Source organism: Pseudomonas flavescens (assembly GCF_013408425.1).
Taxonomy (GTDB): Bacteria; Pseudomonadota; Gammaproteobacteria; order Pseudomonadales; family Pseudomonadaceae; genus Aquipseudomonas; species Aquipseudomonas fulva_A.
On record NZ_JACBYV010000001.1, the window covers coordinates 3812038 to 3833508 of the forward strand.

General features: G+C 64.8%; 21 protein-coding genes. 3 read left to right on the forward strand and 18 right to left on the reverse strand.

Annotated features, from left to right (window positions below; translation table 11 throughout):
- Nucleotides 1-42: 42 nt before the first annotated feature.
- Nucleotides 43-1608, forward strand: coding sequence for a phospholipase D family protein (locus FHR27_RS17040; protein ID WP_179539138.1), 1566 nt, complete (start codon nucleotides 43-45; stop codon nucleotides 1606-1608).
- A gap of 129 nt (nucleotides 1609-1737) precedes the next feature.
- Here the strand turns inward: FHR27_RS17040 and FHR27_RS17045 are convergent, their stop codons facing one another.
- Nucleotides 1738-2889, reverse strand: a complete 1152-nt coding sequence (locus tag FHR27_RS17045; RefSeq protein WP_179539139.1) for an MFS transporter — start codon at nucleotides 2887-2889, stop codon at nucleotides 1738-1740.
- 94 nt (nucleotides 2890-2983) lie between these two features.
- On the reverse strand, nucleotides 2984-4477 hold the full coding sequence (locus FHR27_RS17050; protein ID WP_179539140.1) for an aldehyde dehydrogenase: 1494 nt from the start codon (nucleotides 4475-4477) through the stop codon (nucleotides 2984-2986).
- Nucleotides 4478-4749: 272 nt separating this feature from the next.
- Here FHR27_RS17050 and FHR27_RS17055 point away from each other — a divergent pair, with 272 nt between their 5' ends.
- Nucleotides 4750-5109, forward strand: a complete 360-nt coding sequence (locus tag FHR27_RS17055) for a cupin domain-containing protein (RefSeq protein ID WP_042553268.1) — start codon at nucleotides 4750-4752, stop codon at nucleotides 5107-5109.
- 23 nt (nucleotides 5110-5132) lie between these two features.
- Here the strand turns inward: FHR27_RS17055 and FHR27_RS17060 are convergent, their stop codons facing one another.
- The 10 genes from FHR27_RS17060 to FHR27_RS17105 all read right to left on the reverse strand — a co-directional run bounded on the left by FHR27_RS17060 (nucleotide 5133) and on the right by FHR27_RS17105 (nucleotide 15918).
- A complete protein-coding gene (locus FHR27_RS17060; RefSeq protein WP_042553269.1) occupies nucleotides 5133-5903 on the reverse strand; it encodes an ABC transporter ATP-binding protein in 771 nt (256 codons plus the stop codon).
- The gene (locus tag FHR27_RS17065) at nucleotides 5900-6949 is read right to left on the reverse strand and encodes a FecCD family ABC transporter permease (RefSeq protein WP_264650065.1); all 1050 of its coding nucleotides are present in this window, start codon (nucleotides 6947-6949) and stop codon (nucleotides 5900-5902) included. Before FHR27_RS17065 ends, FHR27_RS17060 begins: the two co-directional genes overlap by 4 nt.
- Nucleotides 6946-8076, reverse strand: a complete 1131-nt coding sequence (locus FHR27_RS17070) for an ABC transporter substrate-binding protein (protein WP_257026935.1) — start codon at nucleotides 8074-8076, stop codon at nucleotides 6946-6948. The genes FHR27_RS17065 and FHR27_RS17070 overlap by 4 nt, the downstream gene beginning before the upstream one ends.
- The gene (locus FHR27_RS17075) at nucleotides 8076-10031 is read right to left on the reverse strand and encodes a TonB-dependent receptor domain-containing protein (protein ID WP_179539141.1); all 1956 of its coding nucleotides are present in this window, start codon (nucleotides 10029-10031) and stop codon (nucleotides 8076-8078) included. Before FHR27_RS17075 ends, FHR27_RS17070 begins: the two co-directional genes overlap by 1 nt.
- A gap of 90 nt (nucleotides 10032-10121) precedes the next feature.
- The gene (locus FHR27_RS17080; protein ID WP_179539142.1) at nucleotides 10122-11462 is read right to left on the reverse strand and encodes a sensor histidine kinase; all 1341 of its coding nucleotides are present in this window, start codon (nucleotides 11460-11462) and stop codon (nucleotides 10122-10124) included.
- The gene (locus FHR27_RS17085) at nucleotides 11459-12157 is read right to left on the reverse strand and encodes a response regulator transcription factor (protein WP_042553274.1); all 699 of its coding nucleotides are present in this window, start codon (nucleotides 12155-12157) and stop codon (nucleotides 11459-11461) included. The genes FHR27_RS17080 and FHR27_RS17085 overlap by 4 nt, the downstream gene beginning before the upstream one ends.
- Nucleotides 12158-12476: 319 nt before the next feature.
- On the reverse strand, nucleotides 12477-13631 hold the full coding sequence (locus tag FHR27_RS17090) for an ABC transporter ATP-binding protein (RefSeq protein WP_179539143.1): 1155 nt from the start codon (nucleotides 13629-13631) through the stop codon (nucleotides 12477-12479).
- A 10-nt stretch (nucleotides 13632-13641) separates the two neighbouring features.
- Nucleotides 13642-14301 (reverse strand): ABC transporter permease, encoded by a 660-nt coding sequence (locus FHR27_RS17095; RefSeq protein WP_042553276.1) that lies wholly within the window; start codon nucleotides 14299-14301, stop codon nucleotides 13642-13644.
- 1 nt (nucleotide 14302) lies between these two features.
- On the reverse strand, nucleotides 14303-15193 hold the full coding sequence (locus FHR27_RS17100; protein WP_042553277.1) for a glycine betaine ABC transporter substrate-binding protein: 891 nt from the start codon (nucleotides 15191-15193) through the stop codon (nucleotides 14303-14305).
- A gap of 11 nt (nucleotides 15194-15204) precedes the next feature.
- Nucleotides 15205-15918 carry an ABC transporter permease gene (locus tag FHR27_RS17105; protein ID WP_042553278.1) on the reverse strand — a complete coding sequence of 238 codons (714 nt, stop codon included), beginning with the start codon at nucleotides 15916-15918 and terminating at the stop codon, nucleotides 15205-15207.
- Between the two features lie 306 nt (nucleotides 15919-16224).
- On the opposite strand from FHR27_RS17105, the gene FHR27_RS17110 reads away from it, so the two are divergent.
- On the forward strand, nucleotides 16225-17499 hold the full coding sequence (locus tag FHR27_RS17110) for a cation:proton antiporter (protein ID WP_042553279.1): 1275 nt from the start codon (nucleotides 16225-16227) through the stop codon (nucleotides 17497-17499).
- A 38-nt stretch (nucleotides 17500-17537) separates the two neighbouring features.
- Here the strand turns inward: FHR27_RS17110 and FHR27_RS17115 are convergent, their stop codons facing one another.
- The 6 genes from FHR27_RS17115 to ribH are packed head-to-tail and all read right to left on the reverse strand — an operon-like array spanning nucleotide 17538 to nucleotide 21389.
- On the reverse strand, nucleotides 17538-18182 hold the full coding sequence (locus FHR27_RS17115) for a retropepsin-like aspartic protease family protein (protein WP_042553280.1): 645 nt from the start codon (nucleotides 18180-18182) through the stop codon (nucleotides 17538-17540).
- Nucleotides 18183-18197: 15 nt separating this feature from the next.
- Nucleotides 18198-18923, reverse strand: a complete 726-nt coding sequence (locus FHR27_RS17120; RefSeq protein ID WP_179539144.1) for an ABC transporter substrate-binding protein — start codon at nucleotides 18921-18923, stop codon at nucleotides 18198-18200.
- 13 nt (nucleotides 18924-18936) lie between these two features.
- A complete protein-coding gene (locus FHR27_RS17125; RefSeq protein WP_042553282.1) occupies nucleotides 18937-19470 on the reverse strand; it encodes a phosphatidylglycerophosphatase A family protein in 534 nt (177 codons plus the stop codon).
- Entirely contained in the window at nucleotides 19463-20428 is a 966-nt protein-coding gene (gene thiL, locus FHR27_RS17130; protein ID WP_179540112.1) for a thiamine-phosphate kinase, read from the reverse strand. The genes FHR27_RS17125 and thiL overlap by 8 nt, the downstream gene beginning before the upstream one ends.
- 5 nt (nucleotides 20429-20433) lie before the next feature.
- Nucleotides 20434-20916 (reverse strand): transcription antitermination factor NusB, encoded by a 483-nt coding sequence (gene nusB, locus FHR27_RS17135; protein ID WP_042553283.1) that lies wholly within the window; start codon nucleotides 20914-20916, stop codon nucleotides 20434-20436.
- The gene (ribH, locus tag FHR27_RS17140) at nucleotides 20913-21389 is read right to left on the reverse strand and encodes a 6,7-dimethyl-8-ribityllumazine synthase (protein WP_042553284.1); all 477 of its coding nucleotides are present in this window, start codon (nucleotides 21387-21389) and stop codon (nucleotides 20913-20915) included. The genes nusB and ribH overlap by 4 nt, the downstream gene beginning before the upstream one ends.
- Nucleotides 21390-21471: the final 82 nt, after the last annotated feature.

Sequence of the window (21471 nt, forward strand, 5' to 3'; positions counted from 1 at the left end):
TCAAGCGCAGCGGCGTCCTATCAGCACTTCCCCAGACAGCCGATGGAGGCTGCGACTGTGCCCTTGCGCTTGCTCTTTATTCTTCTGCTGAGCCTCGCTGGCTGCGCCAATCAGGTGCCCATCGTGCCCAGCCAGGCGATTCCCGCGGCCGATTCCTCGTTCGGTGCGGCGCTTGAAGCACGTGCCGCCGAGCATCAGGGCCACTCGGGGTTTCGCCTGCTGCCGGCGAGCAATGAAGCCTTCGCGGCCCGTGCCGAACTGATCCGCGCGGCGCAGCACAGCCTCGATCTGCAGTACTACATCGTGCATGACGGCTTGAGCACCCGGGCGCTGGTCAAGGAATTGCTGCAAGCGGCGGATCGTGGCGTACGGATTCGTTTTCTGCTCGACGACACCACCAGCGACGGCAAGGATTATCAGATCGCCCTGCTGGCGGCTCACCCGAACATCCAGATCCGCGTGTTCAACCCGCTGCACCTCGGCCGCATGACCGGCGTCACGCGTATGCTCGGCCGTGGCCTGAACCTGTCGCAGCAGCACCGGCGCATGCACAACAAGCTGTGGCTGGCCGACAGTGCCGCGGCCATCGTCGGTGGCCGCAACCTGGGCGACGAATACTTCGACGCCGAGCCGAACATGAACTTCACCGACATCGACATGCTGGCCGTAGGCCCGGTGGCACGGGATCTGTCGCAGAGTTTCGACCAGTACTGGAACAGCTCCCTGAGCAAACCCATCGAGCAGTTCGTCTGGCAGCGACCTTCGCAAAAGGACCTGGGCAAGGCACGCAAGGGGCTGCGCGATTACCTGGACACCGCCCGCGTGGAGCAACCGACGCTCTACAAGCGCCTGCTCGCCTACCAACAGGAGCCACAGTTGCAGAAATGGCTGGGAGAGCTGATCTGGGCCCCCGGCACCGCCCTGTGGGATGCGCCGAGCAAGGTGCTGGCCAGTGGCGAACCGGACCCGCACCTGCTGCTGACCACCCAATTGGGGCCCCATCTGCAGGCCACCAAGAGTGATCTGGTGATGGTTTCCGCCTACTTCGTGCCGGCCCAGGCGGGCCTCGAATTTCTCACCGGCCTGGCCGACCGGGACGTGGATATCCGCTTGTTGACCAATGCCCTGGAGGCCACCGACGTACCCGCCGTACACGGTGGCTACGCACCCTACCGACAGGAAATGCTCGAACACGGCATTCGCCTGTTCGAGTTGCGCCGCCAACCGGGTGCCGACTCGCCACCGGCCTACAGTTTCAGTGGTGGCTCCGATTCCAGCCTGCACAGCAAGGCACTGGTGATCGACCGGCAGAAATCCTTCGTCGGCTCCTTCAACGTCGACCCGCGCTCGGTGCTCTGGAACACCGAAGTGGGCGTGCTGGTGGACAGCCCCAAGCTGGCTGCCTACCTGCGCGAACTGGCCCTGCAGGGCATGAAACCCTCGGTCAGCTATGAAGTGCGCCTGCAGCCTGACGGCAACGGCACGCGCATGGTCTGGGTCGGTGAGGACGACGGCAAGGCGTTCGAGCTGCACGAAGAGCCCGGCAACCGCTGGCGGCATTTCAACGCCTGGTTCTCGCGGGCCATCGGGCTGGAGAAGATGCTATAGCAGGCCGTTGAAAAACGTAGGCGAGGCAGGTAAGACAAGGCAAAAACGGCCGAAAAAGCGCAGTTTACGCGTTGTAAATGAGCATTTTGAGGCCGTTTTTAACGCAGTATTGCCAACGCAGGTAGTTTTTCAACGGCCTGCTAGCGTGACGCGCTCGTCGAATGCATCAGGCCGCCAAGCCAACCACACGAAGCCTGCCGCACCGAGCGCCATGAGGATTGGCAAGGCATGCCCACTGACCCACTGGCTGACCGCCCCGGTCGCCAGCGGGCCGATCAGACAGCCGATGCCCCATAGCTGAGCCACGTGGGAATTGGCGCGCACCAGCTGATCATCCCGGAAGCGCTCGCCAATCAGAATCAGCGACAGGGTGAACAAGCCGCCAGCACTGGCGCCGAACAGCACCAGCACCGGCCAGATGATCGGCGTATGCAGGAGCAGCGGAATGCCCAGGCTGGAGAACAGCAACACCACCCCACAGCCACGGAACAGCGTGACCCGCGAGATGCGATCGGCGAGCAGGCCGATGGGCAGTTGCAGCGCCGCATCACCGACCACCACCACGCTGGCCATGAACAGCGCGACTTCCTGGGTGAAGCCCTGACGCAGGCCGTAGATCGGCAACAGGGTGAGCATCATTGCCTCGAATGCGGCGAACAGCATCACCGCCCAGGCGATCGCCGGCATGCGCTGGCAGAACACCAGCAAACCGCGCCCAGAGGCGCTATGGGCATCGACCACCGGCGCACCGGTGCGCCCGATCAACAGCAGCGACCCGCCGATCAGCAAGGTGATACCGAACCAGAAGCCCAGATCCGTATCGGTGCCGAGCACGCTCAGCAACAACGGCCCGCAGAGTTGGCTCAACGCATAACCGGTGCCATACAGCGCGACCAGGCGGCCACGCCATTTTTCCACGGCCAACTGGTTGATCCAGCTTTCACCGAGGATGAACACCACGGTCAGGGTCACGCCCAGCAGCAGACGCAACAGCAGCCACACGGCGTAGCTCTGCATCAACGCCAGCCCGGCGACCGACAGCGCACCGACCAGTAGGCACAGTTGCATCAGCCGCGGCGTGGGGCAGCGCGAGGCCAGCCGCCCGGCCAGCGAAGCGCCGAGCAGCACGCCGATGGCCGGTGTCGCCGCCATGATGCCGATGGCGAACGAGCCATAACCCCAGCTCTCCAGACGCAAGGACACCAGCGGCATGGTGGTGCCCATCGCCAGGCCGATACTGATCACCGCCGCGCAAACGGCGAAGTAGGTTCCCCAACGCATTGCGACTCCAGAGACAAAGCACAGCGGCCGGGCTCCATGGAGCCCGGCCGCCGGGTTGATGAGCCCGCCCGCTGGCGAGCTTAACCGTGCTGGATCAGAGTTTGATCCAGGTGGCTTTCAGTTCGGTGTACTTGTCGAAGGCGTGCAGCGACTTGTCACGGCCGTTGCCCGACTGCTTGAAGCCACCGAACGGTGCGGTCATGTCGCCGCCATCGTACTGGTTGACCCACACGCTGCCAGCACGCAGCGCACGAGCGGTCAGGTGGGCCTTGGAGATATCCGCCGTCCATACGGCTGCGGCCAGGCCGTAAACGGTGTCGTTGGCGATCTGCACGGCCTGCTCGGCGCTGTCGAAACCGATCACCGAGAGCACCGGCCCGAAGATCTCCTCGCGGGCGATGGTCATCGCATTGGTCACACCGTCGAAGATGGTCGGCTCGACATAGGTGCCGCCGCTCTCCTGCAGGGTGCGCTTGCCACCGAGCAGCAGCGTGGCGCCGTCCTTGTGACCGGCCTCGATGTAGCCGAGCACGGTGTTCATCTGCTGGGTATCGACCAGAGCACCGACGTTGGTTTCCGGATCCAGCGGGTTGCCGGCCTTCCAGCCTTTCAGGGCCTCGACCACCATGGGCAGGAAACGCTCCTTGATGGAGTTTTCCACCAGCAGGCGCGAGCCCGCGGTGCACACTTCGCCCTGGTTGAAGGCGATGGCGCTGGCCGCGGACTCGGCCGCGGCCTGCAGATCCGGCGCATCGGCGAAGACGATGTTCGGGCTCTTGCCACCCGCCTCCAGCCATACGCGCTTCATGTTCGATTCGCCGGCATAGATCATCAGTTGCTTGGCGATCTTGGTGGAGCCGGTGAACACGATGGTATCGACGTCCATGTGCAGGGCCAGGGCCTTGCCCACGGTATGGCCATGACCCGGCAGGACGTTGAAAACACCAGCCGGAATACCGGCCTCCACGGCCAGGGCGGCGACGCGAATGGCGGTCAGCGGCGATTTCTCGGACGGTTTGAGGATCACCGAGTTACCGGTAGCCAGCGCCGGGCCGAGCTTCCAGGAAGCCATCGTCAGCGGGAAATTCCACGGCACGATGGCCGCCACCACCCCAACCGGCTCGCGGGTGACCAGGCCGAGCTGGTCGTGGGGCGTCGGCGCGACTTCGTCGTAGACCTTGTCGATGGCCTCGGCGCTCCAGCGGATGGCATTGGCAGCCGCCGGAATGTCGATGCTCAGCGAATCGCTGATCGGCTTGCCCATGTCGAGGGTTTCCAGCAGCGCCAGCTCCTCGGCGTTGGCCAGCAACAGCTCCGAGAAACGGATCATCTTGGCCTTGCGCTTGGCCGGCGCGAGGCGCGACCAGGCGCCGGAGTCGAAGGCTGCGCGCGCCGACTTGACCGCCAGCTCCGCGTCGGCCAGGTCGCAACTGGCAACCTGGCCCAGCACCCGACCATCGACCGGGCTGATGCAATCGAAGGTTTCGCCGCTCTGGGCGGCCTGGTATTCACCCTGCACGAAGGCACGGGTCTCGATCTTCAGATCCTTGGCACGCTGTTCCCAGTCGGCACGAGTCAAACGGCTCATCTGATCATCCTCTTCTAGTAGGTGAAGGCGCCTGGCGCCTCGGAAACTGCGAACCACACTAAACCAGCGTCCGCAGGATTTTCAATATTCTTGACACTTTGTCGGGAAATGCCCTTGCTGCGTTCAATTTATTAAACATAGACTCGAGCGAATCGTTAGGGTCCGTTGAAAAACGCAGGTGCTTTCAACAGCCTGTAACGCCCTGCCGTCCCAAGCCGTCGATGGGCATGGGATGATCGCTGCACGTTCTCGGATTGACCACGGAAGCGAATATGAATATCCAGCAGATTGTCGATTTCGCCCAAGGCGGCAGCAGCGCCGAAGAGTACCGCCCAGCCCCTGAAAAAATCCTCAAGGGCGACCCGCTGCAGCAGGTACGCAACCACTACGCCAGCCCCTGCGGCCAGTTCAATGCCGGTGTCTGGGAGGGCGACATCGGCCAGTGGACGGTGAGCTACACCGAGCACGAATACTGCGAAATCCTTCAGGGGGTTTCCGTGCTGCGCGACGGCGAAGGCAACGCCAAGACCGTGCGTGTCGGCGACCGCTTCGTGATCCCGGCCGGCTTCGTCGGCACCTGGGAAGTGCTCGAGCCGTGCCGCAAGGTCTACGTGATCTTCGAGCAGGCCTGAACATCATCGGGAAGAGCGGCGATTTAAAGGGTCACCGCTCGATCCGCCAGCACCAGAGGCCAACCGGCGGAGCAGCGCTCGATGCGCGCCTCGACGCCATAGGCCAGCCGTAGCCAGTCGGCATCCAGCACCTGATCCGCCGTGCCCAGCCGATAGTGGCCGCCGGGCGCCAGCAAGAGCAGGCGATCGCAATGGCGCAGCGCCAGGTTGAGATCGTGACAGGCGACCAGGGCGATACAGCCTCGCTCCTGGGTGAGCTCGCGCACCACCTGCAACACCCGTAGCTGCCAGCGCAGATCCAAGGCGCTGGTCGGCTCGTCGAGCAATAGCAGGCGTGGCTCGCTGACCAGCACCTGGGCCAGGCCGACCAGTTGGCGCTGCCCACCGGACAACTCACTGAGCCGGCGCAACGCCAGCCCCTCGATACCCAGCCGTGACAGCACGGCGGCGATGCGAACGTCGGCATCCCCTGCTGCGCCGCCGCGTGCCCGGCAAGCGCCCTGCAGCAGCTCATACGCCAGCAGGGAAGTCGCCTGTGGCAGGTGTTGCGGCAGGTAGCCGACCCGCGCGCGCTGTCGCCAGGGCGCAATGCCGAGCAGCGGCTGATCGCCCAGTAGCGCCTCCCCCGTCGCCGTGTGCATGCCCGCCAACGCGCGGATCAGCGTCGACTTGCCCACCCCGTTGGGCCCCAGCACGGCCACCATAGCGCCGGGCTCGATAGGCTCAAGGCTCAGGTTCTCCAGCACCAGCCACTTGCCGTGGGCCAGGCGCAGATCGCGAATCAGCAGGCTCATCCACTCACACTCCGCCCACGTGCCAGGATCAACGCCACGAACAGCGGCACGCCGACCACTGCGGTCACCAGGCCGAACGGCAAGATGACGCCGGGCAGCAAGGCGCGGCTGGCCAGCGATGCCAGCGACAGCAGCAAGGCGCCAGCCAGGGCGCTGCCGGGCAGGAAGAAGCGGTGATCCTCGCCCAGCAGCAGGCGCGCCACATGGGGGCCGACCAGGCCGACGAAGCCCACCTCACCGACGAAGGCCGTCGCCACGCCGGTCAGCAGGCTGACCCGCAGCAGCGCCAGTGCGCGCAGGCGCTCGACACGAATGCCCAGGCTGCGTGCCTGCTCCTCCCCCGCACGCAAGGTGGTCATCGCCCAGGCCTGACTCATGGCCCCAAAAAGGCACAGCGACAGTACCCCGGCGACCAGTGCGACCCGCTGCAGGTCGGCACGGGCCAGGCTGCCCAGGGTCCAGAAGACGATCTGCTGCAAGGCGTCGGCGCTGGCCAGGAACTGCAACATGCCGACCAGCGCATTGAGCCCGAACAGCAGGGCGATTCCGAACAGCACCAGGGTGTGCAGCGCCGGGCCGAGCAAGCGCGCCATCAGCAGCAACAGCAGGCAGGCGAGCAAGGCGCAGACGAACGCCGCCAGCGGCAGCAGCACCTGCTGGCCCAGGCTGCCAAGCGACGGGCTGAACACGATGACCAGCGATGCGCCCAGTGTCGCGGCGGCGCCAACACCCAAGGTGAAGGGGCTGGCCAGGGAGTTGTTCAAGGCGGTCTGCATTTCCGCACCGGCCAGCCCGAGGCTGGCGCCGACCACCAGCGCCATCAGCGCGTACGGTACGCGCACTTCGTGAATGATCACCCACTGCGCAGGCGCCAGGCTTTGCGGCTGCAGCAGTCCCTGCAGCACCTGCCACCAGCCGAGGCCCGCCGGGCCGGTGGCCAGGTCGCTGACGAAGGACGCGCCGAGCAGCAGGGTCAGAATCCCCAGGCAGATCACCCGGCGCCAGGCCAATCGCCGATAACCTCGGCGCAGTTCGCTCGCGCTCACAGGCTGATCCAGTAGGTGCCCTGCAGCGGCACCGGCTGAAACTCGCCATACAACTGCGCGAGCGTGGCCTGGGGGTCGAGATCGGCGAAAACGTCGGGGTACAGCCAGCGGGCGAATACCTGCACCGCCACCACATTGAACGGGCTGTTGTAGAAACCGTGCCAGATGGCATGGGTCTGCCCATTGCGGATCGCCGCCAGGTGGCGGATACCGCCCGTGCTGACCAAGCGCTGCAACGACTGGCGGGCCGGCTCGGCTTGCACGCCAGGCCCCAGGGCAATGTAAGGCGCACCCTCGGCCAGGCTGTTCGCCGAGCCCACGGCACTGGCCACGTAATGATCCACCGGCTGGCTGAGCAACAGTTCCAGGCTCAACACACCGGCATGCCCCGGCAGATAGTCCGTTGCCAGGCTACGGCCACCCGCCGCTTCCAGCAGGCCGGCGAGCATGCCGCGCGCCATGCTCTCGCAGCAGCCATCGCCCAGCCCGGCCCGGCTATGCAGAAATACCTGAGGGCCGGGCGGGCCGGGCAACGCATCGCTGACAGCGGCAAGTGCCCTGGCGTGGGCAGCGACGAATGCCTCGGCACGCGCCTCGCGCCCCAGGGCTTGGCCGAGCAGGCGAATGCTGCGTGGCGTATTGATCAGCGGCTGCTCGCGGAAATCGACGAACAGCACGGCGATACCAGCGCGCTGCAGCTGCTCGGTCAGACGCTGCTGATGGCTGCCGGGACCGTGACCGGACAGGCTGAAGATCGCCAGGTCCGGCGCCAGGCTCAGCACCTGCTCCAGGCTGAAAGTATCGGCCGAGCCCTGGCCGATGCGTGGCACCTGCTGCAACGCTGGAAAGGCTTCGCGGTACTGCCGCTCGGTGCCGGGGTCGATCAGCGCCAGATCCGCCGGCATGCCCACCAGGCGGTCGAGCACCTGCTGGCCCTCGAGAATCCCCAGCACCGGCAACAGGCGCCCTTCGCCGAGAACGATGCGCTGCACCTGCCTGGGTACCTCGACCTGCCGCCCGGCGATATCGGTGAGCACCTGCCCAGCGGCAGCCAGGCCGGACTGCAGCGCCAGCCAGACGAGCAAGATGCCCGGCATCACACCGGGCGTACGCGTCGACCACGCCATCAGATACGCAGCGCCACGCCGAGGCGCAGCTCGCGGCCTGGTTCGTAGGAACCCCGCACCCCCTCGAAGCCGGGAATGTGGGTGAAGTCCTCGTTGCTGGCGTGATCCAAGTACTGCTTGTCGAACAGGTTCTTCAGGGTCAGGGTCAAGGTCAGGCGGTCGGCCGCCAGCGGCAGCCATTCGGCGTACAGGTCATGCACGCCGTAACCGGGCTTGCTCACCGTGCCCTGCCCGGTATGCACCGAGTCGATGCTTTCCACGAAACGGCCCTGCCAGCCAACCGTCAGGTCATCGGTGGCACGGTAGTCGGCGAAGGTCGTCCAGGTATCGCCGAGGCTGGTGCCCTGACCGTTGTGTTCGTAGACGTTCAGGCGGCGCCCATCGAGCCGGGCGTTGTTGTGGTGATAGCTCAGGCCGGCACTCACGCGCTGCCAGTGGTAGGCGGTCTGCAGCAGCACGCCTTCGCTCTTCAGGTCACCGATGTTGCCGTAAACGTTGGGCGCGCCGATGGGGTCGGCGACGGCGTCCTCGATGCGCGTCTCGTAGAGCTTGCCGGACAGCTCCCAGCTGGCCAGCCGGTACTCGAAACCGACCTCGCTGGTGCGAGCACGCTCGGCCTTGGTGTTAGGGTCGTTGCGCGAGGAGTCCATCTTGAAGGCATCACGCACTTGCGGCCCGCGCAGGGCACGGGTATGCCCCGCGAGCAGGGTCAGCTCGGGCGTCAGCGCATAGCGGGCGCTGAGGTTGGGGCTGACGCCGTCTTCACGGAAGCGCTGGTCGTCACGATCATCGAGTTTGTAACGGTCGTAGCGCAGGCCGGCGCCGATCTGCAGGCGCTCGGTCAGTTGCAGGCTGTCCTGCACGTAGAGGCCGAGGATGCTGCCGTCTTCGCTGGTCTCTTCACGATTGCCTTCTGGGCCGAGGGTGCCGCGGTCGTCGCGATAATCGACGCCGTAGGTGAGCGTATGACGCCCCAGGTGGCTGGTGTTGCGCAGGTCGAAACCGCTGCTGCGCGTGCCACCGAAGTACAGGCCGAAACGCCCGTCCTGCTGCAGCTCCACCTCATTGTGGAAGGCGGTCAGCTCGACATCGACAAGGTCGTTGTCCAGCGGTTTGAAAGCGTAATTGAGCGTCCAGGTTTCCCGCTCGCTGCGCATCGGATACAGGCGGTTGAAGCCGCTGGGAATCCACTGCGGGCGCTGGCTGCGCTCGCCGTCGTCGGTGCGCTGCTCGTAGCTCAGGCGCAGGGTCTGGGATTCGCTGAGCTTGCCCACCAGCTTGGTGAAGCCGAGCTTTTGCCGCGCCCCGGTGCCCAGTACGTCGTCGTTGTTGCCGTCCTCGTAATCGTTCTGATCCTGATAGCTGGCCACTGCCAGCGCCGACCAGTTCTCGTTGAAGCGGCCATACAGGCTGGTGCTGCTCTTGTAGCCCTCGGCATTGCTGAAGTAACCGCCCTTGACCAATGCACCGAAGGACTCGCCCTCGCGCAGCAGATCGTCCGGGTCCTTGGTCACGAACCGGATGGCCCCGCCCAGGGCTCCAGGGCCCGCGGTGGCGTCGCCGGTTCCGGCCTGTACCTCGACGCGCTTGAGCAACTCGGGCTCGATGCCGATACGCCCAGTGTGGTGGAAGGTCTGCCCAGCCTGGCTGGCACCGTCGATGGTGATGTTCAGCTGGGTGTCTTCGAAGCCGCGCAGGTAGAGTTTCTGGGCGATCCCTGCACCGCCGCCGACGGTGACTTGCGGGTTGCTCTCGAACACGTCCTGCAGATCGTTGGCCTGCAGACGCTGGATCTGCTCGGCCTCGACGGTTTCAGCGCGCTCGCTGGCCACCGCCGTCACCGAACTGGGCGCCAGCTCGAGCGAGGAAGCAGCGCTCTGCGCCTGAACCTGGCCCATGAAGCTGCCAGCGACCATGGCGCCCAGCAGTGACAGACGATACGGACAACGGTGCATGACTGATCCCTCCCCAAGAAAGATGCAAATATTTCGTATTCGCAAATTCTTATCGAATCCAGCCGAGGGCACGTACAACTTTTACAACTGTTACGACTGCCCGCTTGCCTGCTGCGGCAGGCAGATGGTCAGCTGCAGCCCACCGCCCTCACGATTGCTCGCCCGGATGCTGCCGCCGGTAGCGCGAACCTGCCGCTGCGCCAGTGCCAAGCCCAGGCCGTAGCCGGCACGCTCGCCGCCCACCCGGAAGAACGGCTGGAAGATCCGCTCCAGCCACTGTTCGTCGACGCCCGGGCCCTGATCACGAATCTGCAACTGCCAGGCCTGTTCATCGGCCTGCAGGTCGACCTCGACCACCCCACCTGGCGGCGTGTGGTCGAGGGCATTGCGCACCACGTTCTCGATGGCCTGGCCCAACGCACGATGGCTGCTGCCGGCCAGCACCGCCTCTTCCGGCAGTTGCGCCAGCAACTGGCGATCCGGGTACTCGAAGCGGGCATCATCGAGAATGCTGTCGAGCAGTTCGGTGAGGTCGAGGGTTTCGTCACGCAACTGCGGGCGCTCGTTTTCCAGCCAACTGAGGGTCAGGGCATCCTCGACCAGTTGGCGCATGCCGTTGCAATCGTCACGGATGCGTTCGAGCAGCACGCGACTGTCGGCGCCCTGCTCGGCCAGGCTGACCGCCATTTCGATGCGGGTCAGCGGCGTGCGCAATTCGTGAGACATGTCCGCCAGACGCTGGCGCTGGTCGATGATCAGTTGCCCAGTGCGTTCGGCCATGGCGTCGAAGGTATCCGCCAGACTGGCCAGCTCGTCGTTGCGCGAGCCGAGCAGCGAGCGCACCCGTACGTCGTAGCGGCCATCGCTGAACTGCCGCGTGGCCTGTTCGAGCCGCCGTAGCGGCTGCATCAAATGGCGGTACAGCACCAGGCAGACGATCAGTAGCAGCACCAGCGGCACCACCAGTTGCAGCAGCAGTTTGGCGTAGTGCCAGTTGAGGCCGGGGCGCATGCGCTGGGGCAGCTGGATCAGAAAACTGGCGCTGCGATCACTGAAGGGAATATCCATGATCGGGTTTTCCGCGAAGTACAGGTGGATCTTCCAGCTGACATCGCGGCCCAGGCCGAAACCTTCCTGAAAGCGTTCCGACAGCTCGCCGGCCAGCGGGCGCACCTCGGCTCGTACCACGGCGGCCCAGGTCCGCTCCTGCTGCTGCAACGTATTGAGCCAGCGCTCAAGCGCCTGGTGATCGCCACCACGATACAGCGACTCGGCCTGCTCGCCGTAATGACGAAGGGTGCGCTGGTGCTCGGCGTCGATGAAACTCATGCGCTCTTCGGTCTGCCAGGCGACCCGGGCGATGATCCAGAACAGCCCGACGCTGCCCACGGCGATGACGATGCACAGCTTCCAGAACAGGCGCCGGTTCATTGGAATACGTAACCCCGGCCATGCAGGGTCTGCAGGCGATCCGTCGCCAAGCCCGCCTCTCCCAGCAATCGGCGTATGCGGCTGATGTGCATGTCCAGGCTACGGTCGTAGCTGCTGTAGTCGCGTTCCAGCACCGTGCGATACAGGTAGGGCTTGCTGAGCGCTTCGCCACGGTGGCTGACCAGGTGCCAGAGCACACGAAACTGGATCGGCGTGAGGCTGACCTCGCGCTCGTTGACCGTGACCCGCTGGGCGTGACGCTCGAGGCGCAACTCGTTGGCCTGCAGTTGCTGCACGTCTACCGGGCGCACGCTGTCGGTCACCCGGGTACGCCGCAACACGGCATCGATGCGCAGTTGCAGTTCGGTGATGTTGAATGGCTTGGGCAGGTAGTCATCGGCACCGTGGCGCAGGCCGCGAATGCGTTCCTCCTCGGCGCCACAGGCGGTCAGCATGATCACTGGCGTCTGCTGTTGCTCACGCAGGCGGCGCAGAACGGAAAAGCCATTGAGATCCGGCAGCAGCACGTCCAGCAGCACCAGATCCGGCGCATCGCTGATCGCCATGCCGAGCCCCGCTTCGCCCAAGTGACTCGAGCTGGTGGCATAGCCCTGGCCGCGCAACAGCTCGCCAAGCTGGGCGCACAGGGTTCGGTCGTCCTCGATGATCAGAATGCGTGCCAGGCTGGCCGGCATGGCCCCTCCCAGGGGCCGGGAGCGGCACCCATCAAAGATAATAATTCTCAGATAGATTACGCGAGTTGCGGTCACGAGGTAATGGCATCGTCAGGAGACCAAGCCATTGCAGCTACGCCTCTCTGCGCAACGATGGCAGGCGTGCTTTGAGTTTCGCCGAGCATCGTCAGGCGCTTCGCCCCGAGGTCGAGGCTCCTACGGAGTTGCGGATGCTCAAGATCCGGTAGGAGCCGCGACCCCGCGGCGAATGATGGGCATACCGTGGTTTCGCGGAGCGGCCACGGTCAGTGCGCCCCAAGGCAGGGCGCCACCATCCTGTTTAGACCGCCACCTGCTCCGCCGGCGAGACGATGCTGCTCTTGCCACGCGAGCGCCCGGAGCTGAGGTAGTCGGCGATGGATTCCTGGGTGACTTCGCCGAGGAAGTCGTTGTCGGCGCTGAGTACCGGCAGCCAGGAGCGATTGAACTCGTACATGCGCGACAGCAGGATGCGCAGGTGTTCGTCGTGGGAGGCGGTGGCGTTGAACGGCTGCAGGAATGGCTGCACCGAACCGCCCTGCCCGCGCAGGTCGCGGCGGCGGATGTAGCCCAGGCCCTTTTTCTGCGCATCGGTCACCACCAGGTGACGGCGGTCGTGCTCCTCCATCAATTCCACGGCATCGGCTACCGAGGTTTCCGACAACACCGACGGGGCATCGTCGGCCGCGTCTTCGGCGCGGATCAGCAGCAGACGCTTGAGGGTGCTGTCCTGGCCGACGAAGCCACTGACGAAGTCGTCTGCGGGGTGCGCCAGCAAGGTGTCAGGGTGGTCGAACTGGAGCAGCGTGCCGTCCTTGAAGATGGCGATCTTGTCGCCCAGCTTGATGGCTTCGTCGATGTCGTGGCTGACCATGATCACGGTCTTGTTGAGCGCCCGCTGCATCTGGAAGAACTCGTTCTGGATGGCGTCGCGGTTGACCGGGTCGACCGCGCCGAAGGGCTCATCCATCAGCAGCACCGGCGCATCGGCTGCCAGGGCGCGGATAACGCCGATACGCTGTTGCTGGCCACCGGACAGCTCACGGGGATAGCGCGACAGGTATTGTTTGGGCTCCAGTTGCACCATGCTCATCAGCTCGACCGCCCGCTCGTGGCAGCGCTTCTTGTCCCAGCCGAGCAGCTTGGGCACCACGGTGATGTTTTCCTCGATGGTCATGTTGGGGAACAGACCGATCTGCTGGATCACATAGCCGATGTTGCGGCGCAGGGTCACCTCGTCGATGCCGGTGGTGTCCTCGCCGTTGATCAGCACCCGCCCGGAGGTCGGTTCGATCAGCCGGTTGATCATCTTCAGGGTGGTGCTCTTGCCGCAGCCGGACGGGCCGAGGAACACGCAGATCTGCCCTTCGTCGACGGTCAGACTGACTTCGTTGACGGCTACGACGTCCTTGCCTTTCTGGTGGAATTTCTTGGTCAGCTTATCGAGTTGAATCATGTTCGAGTCCTCAGTGGGCGGCTTTCAGGCCACGGGGAGTGAGCGTTTTCTGCAGCCACTGCAAAAACAGGTCGGCGACGATGGCGAGCAGGCTCACCAGCACCGCGCCGACGAGAAGGGTGGCCATGTCGCTGCGACTGATGGCCGTGAGAATCAGCACGCCAAGGCCGCCGGCGCCGATGGTGGCGGCGATGGTCATCACGCCGATGTTCATCACCACGGCAGTGCGCACGCCAGCCAGAATGACCGGCACGGCGATCGGCAGCTCGACCATGCGCAGGCGCTGCCAGAAACTCATGCCAATGCCCTTACCCGCCTCGCGGATGCCCGGCTCGACGCTGCTCAATGCCAGGTAGGTGTTGCGCAGGATCGGCAGCAGTGAATAGAGGAACACGGCGGTGACGGCCGGCAGCGGCCCGAGGCCCTGCCCGAACTGCGAGTAGAACGGCAACAGCAGGCCGAACAGCGCGATGGCCGGCAGCGTCAGCACGACCGTGGCGGCGCCCTGCAGCGGTCCGGCAATCCACGGGAAGCGGGTCATCAGAATGCCCAGCGGCACGCCGATGACGATCGCCAGGCCGACGGCGATGCCGACCAGGGCGATGTGTTCACCGGTCAGGCTGACGACCTGTGCCCAGTCGATGTGCTGAAAAGCGGTCATGAAATCCATATCAACGATCCCCCTCGATCAATTTCTGTTCACGAAGGAAGTCGGCGGCCACCGCAGCGGGTGTCTCGCGCTCGACGTCGACGCGGGCGTTGAGGCGACGCATGGTGGCGTCGTCCAGGCGCTCGGCCAGGGGTTTGAGCAGGGCTTCCAGATCAGGGTGCTCCTTCAGGTAGTCGGCATTCACCACAGGGGCTGCGGTGTAGTCAGGGAAGTAGCCCTTGTCGTCCTCGAGCAGGCGCAGGCCAAAGGAGTCCAGACGGCCATCGGTGGTGTACACCAGGCCGACGAACACCTGGCCGTTGCGCAGCGCGGTGTAGACCAGGCCCGGGTCCATCTGGCGGATCTCGTTGCGGGTGAAGCTCAGACCGTATTCCTTGACCAGCCCGTCGAGACCGTCGGAGCGGTTGGCGAATTCGATATCCAGCGCCAGCAGGCGATTGCCCTTGCCCGGCTGCTGCAGAGCCTCCGCCAGGTCGCTGATGCTCTTGATATCCGGGTGTTCCTCGGCGACCTTTTCCGGCAGCGCCAGTGCATAGGTGTTGTTGAAGCGGGTCGGCGCCAGCCAGATCGCGCCGGTCTTGGCATCCAGCTCCTTGACCCGCGCGTAGGCCGCGTCCTTGTCGAGGCGCTCGGTCACCTTGTTGTAGGCCACCAGCGAGGTGCCGGTGTATTCCCAGGTCAGATCCAGCTGGCCGTTCTTCATGGCATTCCAGGCAATGGTGCTGCCCAGATTGCCGACGATGCGCGACTGATAGCCGTGGGGCTGCAGGTACTGCGCGGTGAGTTCCGAGAGGATCGCCTGCTCGGTAAATACCTTGGCGCCGATGCGAATTTCCGCCGCCTGGCTGGTAGCGGCCAGCAGCATGCCGAGGCCAAGAACAAATGACTTCATCAAGGTCTCCATTAGCGGGCCAGGCCTCGCTCGAACCAGAAACGGCTGACCGCGGCCACCAGGCCGTCGAGCAGCAGTGCCAGCAGGGCTGTGGCTGCCGCGCCCAGAATCAGCAATGGCTGATCTTCCAGAGCGATGGCCGGAAAGATCAGACTGCCGAGGCTGTTGGCGCCGATCAGAAAAACCAGCGGTGCAGTGCCGACGTTCAGCGCCAGCGCGACGCGCACGCCGCCAACGATGATCGGTACGGCGTTGGGCAACTCGACCTGCCAGAGCACCTGGCCGGGTGTCATGCCGATACCGGTGGCCGCTTCCTTCAGCGAACCCGGCACGTTGCGCAGACCTTCATAGGTGTTACGCACGATGGGCAGCAGTGAGGCGAGAAACAGGGCGAGCACCGCCGGGCCATTGCCGATACCGACGATGGACAGGGCAATCGCCAGCACCGCCAGCGGCGGCACGGTGTTGCCCACGTTGAACACCTGCATGATGCGCTCGGCACTGTGCTCGCGCCCCGGTCGACTGAGCAGGATGCCCGCGGGGATTCCCACCGCCAACGCTGCGAACATCGACAGGAACACCAGATACAGATGCGCCTGCAGGTAGAAGATGAGGTCTTCGCGGTGCGAAGCGAGCACTGCGGGGGTGATCCAGTGGATCAGCAAGGCCAGTACCGCAACCAGCGCCGCAGCGCCCAGCAGCACCTTGCCCAAGCTTTTCAACATGTTTCGACTCCAATCAGCGACGGGCAAAAGCCCGTCGAGCTGGCCGGACGCGTTGCGCGTCAGCCGTCAAACACCGGAAGGGAACATCGCTCGCCAGACGTTCTGCATGCCTCTGCAAATGCGCCTCGCAGCCTTCCGGCCCATGGTTACTCGACCCTCACGAACGGCTCCGGTTCAACCTTCTTGCCATCGTTCTGCCATGTACCAAAAGGCCAGCAGCACCACACATCCGGTTACAACGCAGGTATCATCGGGCCTCCAGGGTGTTCGCCGGGATGGCGAACACCAGCCCTCAAAGGAGACCCTGTGCTCGACCTCGTAGCCGCTTTCATCGTCCTCACCACCCTGCTCACCTACGTCAACTACCGTTTCATACGCCTGCCACCGACCATTGGCGTGATGGCCACCGCGCTGATCTTCTCGCTGATCGCCCAGGGCCTGAGCCAGCTCGGCTACCCGCTGATCGAGCTCGAAGCGCAGGAAATCATTCGCCGCATCGATTTCTCCGACATCCTCATGACCTGGTTCCTGCCGGCACTGCTGTTCGCCGGAGCGCTGCACGTGGACCTCAGCGACCTGCGCAGCTACAAGTGGCCCATCGGCCTGCTGGCCACCGTCGGCGTGCTGATCGCCACCAGCGTGATCGGTACCCTGGCCTACTACATCTTCGCCCTGTTCGGCTGGCACGTGGATTTCATCTACTGCCTGCTGTTCGGCGCGCTGATTTCGCCCACCGACCCGATCGCGGTGATGGGCATTCTCAAGTCGTCGGGTGCACCGAAGCCGCTGGCGACCACCATCGTCGGTGAGTCGCTGTTCAACGACGGCACGGCGGTGGTGGTGTTCACCATCCTGCTCGGCATCCTGCAACTGGGCAGTACCCCAACGCTGGGCACGGTGAGCTGGCTGTTCATCCATGAAGCGGTTGGCGGGCTGCTGTTCGGCGCTGCGCTGGGCTATGGCGTGCTGCTGATGCTGCGCAGCATCGACCAGTATCAGGTAGAAGTGATGCTGACCCTGGCGCTGGTATTCGGCGGTGCGGCACTGGCTTCGCGCCTGCACGTTTCCGGACCGATCGCCATGGTGGTGGCCGGTCTGATCATCGGCAACATGGGCCGCAAGCATGCGATGTCGGATGAGTCGCGGCGTTACGTGGACGGTTTCTGGGAACTGATCGACGAAATCCTCAATGCCCTGCTGTTCGCCCTGATCGGCCTGGAGCTGCTGCTCCTGCCATTCTCCTGGCTGCACATCATCGCGGCGTTCGTGCTTGGCGGCGCGGTACTGGTGGCCCGCCTGCTGACCGTGGCGCCGGCCATCCTGATCATGCGCCGCAGCGCGGGTGGGCGCCGCCAGGTGTCCCACGGTGCGATCCGCATCCTCACCTGGGGCGGCTTGCGCGGTGGCGTGTCGGTGGCCCTGGCACTGTCGCTGCCACTCGGCGAGGAGCGTGATCTGCTGCTGAGCCTGACCTACATCGTCGTGCTCACCTCGATCCTGCTGCAGGGGTTGTCCATCGGTCCGCTGGTCAGCCGCTTGTACCGCGACATGCCGCAAGCGGCTGTCGACGATCGCCACTGACCGGGCGCGCTGGCGATGACGCTATCGCCAGCCGTGACTCAAAGACGGGACTCGAGCACCAGCAGGTTGTTCTCCACCCGCCAGCCGATCCGATTGAGAAAGCTCATGCCGAGCAGCGCTTCGGCCGGCGAGGCGCCTTCCAGAACAACCGCCTCGACACCCAGCACCTGCAGCGCACCGACGCTGACCTTGTCCAGCGTCACGCGCCAGCCACGGGCAGTACCGCTGGCGGTGCTGACCTGGGTCGGCTGCCCCCGGGTACGGTAGTCGATGCCAAGGCGGCGGGCCTGATTTTCGTTGAGCGCCACCGAAGTGGCACCGGTATCGACCAGAAACTGCTGCGCGCGGCCATTGATCGCGCCTTCGGCCCAGTAATGACCACCATTGCTGCGGGCGATGCTCAAGGTCTGTTTCTGCGGTTCGACGAAACCGCTGACGTTGTACTCGCGGCTGAGGCTGTAACTGCGCTCCACGCCGTCGACTCGCAACACGGCGCTGCGGCTGTCGGCACTCACCACCTGCACGCCACCCGGACCACTCTGGCCGACACGCACCAGCTTGCGCTGGCCATCGACGGAAATCACCGCAGCCCCCGGAAACAGGCCGACGACCTGTACCTGCGGCGCAGCCAGACTCAGTTGAGCAGCCAGCAGGCCGGCCATGCCAAAGATCAATCGACGCATCCCTGCCTCTCTCGGCTAATCGAAGGGGTAGTGCTGGCCCCAGCGCTCGAAGACCGGACGCAGCGCGTCCTGCTCGACGAGTTGGGCCATACGCTGGTCGTACAGTTTCGCCAATGCCCGCCCACGCGGCGTGTCGGCGAAGCCGATGTACAGGGGCAGGCGTATCAGATCGGTGACCCGGTACCTGGAGGTGTCGGCAGCGCCCGCGAGCACTTCCTGAACCTCCGGTTGGGCATCGATGTAGTAGTCGGCATGGTCGTAATCGAGCATCGGCAGGATGCCGCCACGGCGCAGCAATTCGTTATAATGGGTGAGACCGGGGATGTAGCGCTGGTACTCGTAACCGCGCATCCATACCAGGCGCGAAGCGGAGAGCGTCTTCTGGTCCGGCAGCGGCTTGCTGGCCAGGCTCAGGGCGCTGATCAGGTCCGAATCGTAGTGCCAGGTGGGGTACACCACGCCACCGCTGACCTCGTTCTGATAGGACGCCACCCAGGCATCCGCCTCACCACGCTTCACCAGGCCGACGGATCGGGTGTAGGGCACGATCTGCATGTCCAGCTTGACCCCGGCGGGCTCGAATACCAGGCGCAGGATGTCCCAGGACAGGCCCGTACCGTCGGCATTGATTCGATCCACCCAGACATCGCTGGCCATGCGAATGTTCGCGGGCACGTCGTCGCTCGCCTGAACGCAGGCGCCGAGCGATAACAGCAGAGCCAGCCAGAAACCGCGAATCATCGCACCTCCAGGATTAGGCGAAGCCCAGGTTGGCCGCCAGGCCGTTGCTCCAGCCCCACACCAGGACCTGCATGGCCAGCCAGGCGAACACACCGGCCAGCACATCGTCGAGCATGATGCCGAAGCCACCGTGCACGTGCCGGTCGATCCAGCGGATCGGCCACGGCTTGAGAATATCGAAGAAGCGAAATACCAGAAAACCCACCAACACCCAGCCCCACCCTTCCGGCACCAGCCACAGGGTGATCCACATGCCGACCATCTCGTCCCAGACGATACCCTCATGGTCGTGTACGCGCAGGTCCTCGGCCACTTTGCCGCACAGCCAGACACCGAACAGCATGGTGACGCCCAGCATCAGCCAGTAGCCCCAGTCTGGCAACATCTGCCACAACGGGATGAACGGCACTGCAACCATCGAGCCCCAGGTGCCTGGCGCTTTGGGCAACGTGCCGGAGCCGAAACCAAAGGCGATGAAATGCCAGGGGTTGCGCCACACGGAGGGCGGCACGAATTCGGCGGGGACTTGCTTGGGATGATCAGTCACGTTGCGATCCGAAATGTTGGTAGCCACGCTGCAGCGGCTGGATGGCTCGGCCTTCGGCGTCCTGCAGGTGTACGCCCTGTCCGGCCTCGACGCGACCGATCACGTGCACAGGCTGCCCCATGGCGCGCAGCCCGTCCAGCTTCTCGGCAGGCAGAGTAAAGGCAAGCACGTAGTCATCGCCACCGGCAAGCGCCAGCTGGCGTGCCGTTTCGTCGCCCGCACAGGCTCGCAGGGCTGCTGACAGAGGCAGGCGTTGCTGTTCGACGATCAGTGCCACGCCGGATGCCCGGGCGATATGCCCGCAGTCGGCGAGCAGGCCATCGGAGATGTCCAGCGCCGCCGTGGCCAGCCCGCGCAACGCCTGCCCCAGTGCCAACTGCGGTGACGGCGACCAGTAGTGGGCCAGCAACGCGTTGGCGTCCTCGCGCAGCGGCTGCTCGCCGAGAACGAAGGGCAAGGCACCTGCGGCGTCACCAAGCGAACCGCCGACACACAGCAGATCGCCTGCGCGCGCCCCGGCACGGGTCAGCGCCAGGCCCTTGGGCACACGGCCGAATACGGTCAGGGTCAGGCTCAACGGCCCACGGGTGGTATCGCCACCGATCAGGTGCACACCGCAATGGCGCGCCATGCTTTCCAGCCCGGCGGTGAAATCGGCCAGCCAGTCAGGGGCAGCGTCGGGGAGCGTCAGGGCCAGGGTGAAGGCAAGAGGTGCCGCTCCCATGGCGGCCAGGTCACTGACCGAAACGGCCAGGGCACGCTGGCCGAGTAACAGGCCCGCCGCATCGGCGGGAAAGTGCACACCGGCAACCAGGGTGTCGGTGGAAACCGCCAGTTGTTCATCGACGGGCACTTCCAGCAGGGCGCAGTCGTCGCCGATCCCCAGCACCACACCATCTGCCGCCTGCGCGCAGGCGGCAGCAGCGAAGTAATGACGGATCAGCTCGAACTCGCCCAACACACTCAGCGCTTGCTGTTGAAATCGCGGACTTCGTCGGCACGCAGCTTCGGCGCCAGCTTGTCCAGCACGCCGTTGACGAACTTGTGCCCGTCGGTGGCGCCGAACACCTTGGCCAGCTCGATGCCTTCGTTGATCACCACGCGGTACGGCACGTCGATGCGGTTACGCAGCTCGTAGGTGGACAGACGCAGGATGGACAGCTCGACCGGATCGATCTCTTCCAGCGGACGATCGAGCAAGGGCTCGAAGGAACTGTCGATCTCGGTCTTCTGACGCGGCACGCCGTGCAGGATCTCGTGGAAGTAAGCCCCGTCGACCGCGCTGAAGTCGTTGTCGACACGGAACTGGGCCTCGATCTCGTTGAGCGCCTGCCCGGCGATATGCCAGGAGTACAGCGCCTGCATGGCCAGCGTACGCGCCTGACGGCGAGCCAGTACCTTGGCGCTTGGGCCCTTTTTGACCGGCTTGTTGTCGTTCTGGCTCACTTGGCCTCCAACTGCGCCAGCAGGCTGACCATTTCCAGAGCGGACAGGGCAGCTTCGGCACCCTTGTTGCCAGCCTTGGTGCCGGAGCGCTCGATGGCCTGCTCGATGGAGTCGACGGTCAGCACGCCGAAAGCGACCGGTACGCCGAATTCCATGGATACCTGGGCCAGGCCCTTGGTGCATTCGCCTGCTACGTATTCGAAGTGCGGCGTGCCGCCACGGATCACTGCGCCAAGGGCGATGATCGCGCTGTACTCGCCGCGCTGGGCGACTTTCTGGGCAACCAGCGGAATTTCGAAGGCGCCAGGAGCACGGATGATGGTGATGTCGCTTTCGCTGATGCCATGGCGTACCAGGGCGTCGACGGCGCCGCTGACCAGGCTTTCGACCACGAAGCTGTTGAAGCGGCCGACCACCAGGGCGAAGCGGCCCTCGGGAGCGATGAAAGTACCTTCGATGGTCTTCAGTGTCATAGCGAGTTCTCGAGCTGTCTTTAAAGAGCCAGGGCATGCCGTGGCAGGCCCTGAAAATAGTGTCGGTGAGCTAACCGTAGCT

Bases quoted from the DNA above. Each gene is read 5' to 3' on its own strand.
- FHR27_RS17040 (WP_179539138.1), top strand. From the start codon at position 43: ATGGAGGCTGCGACTGTGCCCTTGCGCTTGCTCTTTATTCTTCTGCTG.
- FHR27_RS17045 (WP_179539139.1), bottom strand. From the start codon at position 2,889: ATGCGTTGGGGAACCTACTTCGCCGTTTGCGCGGCGGTGATCAGTATC.
- FHR27_RS17050 (WP_179539140.1), bottom strand. From the start codon at position 4,477: ATGAGCCGTTTGACTCGTGCCGACTGGGAACAGCGTGCCAAGGATCTG.
- FHR27_RS17055 (WP_042553268.1), top strand. From the start codon at position 4,750: ATGAATATCCAGCAGATTGTCGATTTCGCCCAAGGCGGCAGCAGCGCC.
- FHR27_RS17060 (WP_042553269.1), bottom strand. From the start codon at position 5,903: ATGAGCCTGCTGATTCGCGATCTGCGCCTGGCCCACGGCAAGTGGCTG.
- FHR27_RS17070 (WP_257026935.1), bottom strand. From the start codon at position 8,076: ATGGCGTGGTCGACGCGTACGCCCGGTGTGATGCCGGGCATCTTGCTC.
- FHR27_RS17075 (WP_179539141.1), bottom strand. From the start codon at position 10,031: ATGCACCGTTGTCCGTATCGTCTGTCACTGCTGGGCGCCATGGTCGCT.
- FHR27_RS17080 (WP_179539142.1), bottom strand. From the start codon at position 11,462: ATGAACCGGCGCCTGTTCTGGAAGCTGTGCATCGTCATCGCCGTGGGC.
- FHR27_RS17085 (WP_042553274.1), bottom strand. From the start codon at position 12,157: ATGCCGGCCAGCCTGGCACGCATTCTGATCATCGAGGACGACCGAACC.
- FHR27_RS17090 (WP_179539143.1), bottom strand. From the start codon at position 13,631: ATGATTCAACTCGATAAGCTGACCAAGAAATTCCACCAGAAAGGCAAG.
- FHR27_RS17095 (WP_042553276.1), bottom strand. From the start codon at position 14,301: ATGGATTTCATGACCGCTTTTCAGCACATCGACTGGGCACAGGTCGTC.
- FHR27_RS17100 (WP_042553277.1), bottom strand. From the start codon at position 15,193: ATGAAGTCATTTGTTCTTGGCCTCGGCATGCTGCTGGCCGCTACCAGC.
- FHR27_RS17105 (WP_042553278.1), bottom strand. From the start codon at position 15,918: ATGTTGAAAAGCTTGGGCAAGGTGCTGCTGGGCGCTGCGGCGCTGGTT.
- FHR27_RS17115 (WP_042553280.1), bottom strand. From the start codon at position 18,182: ATGCGTCGATTGATCTTTGGCATGGCCGGCCTGCTGGCTGCTCAACTG.
- FHR27_RS17120 (WP_179539144.1), bottom strand. From the start codon at position 18,923: ATGATTCGCGGTTTCTGGCTGGCTCTGCTGTTATCGCTCGGCGCCTGC.
- ribH (WP_042553284.1), bottom strand. From the start codon at position 21,389: ATGACACTGAAGACCATCGAAGGTACTTTCATCGCTCCCGAGGGCCGC.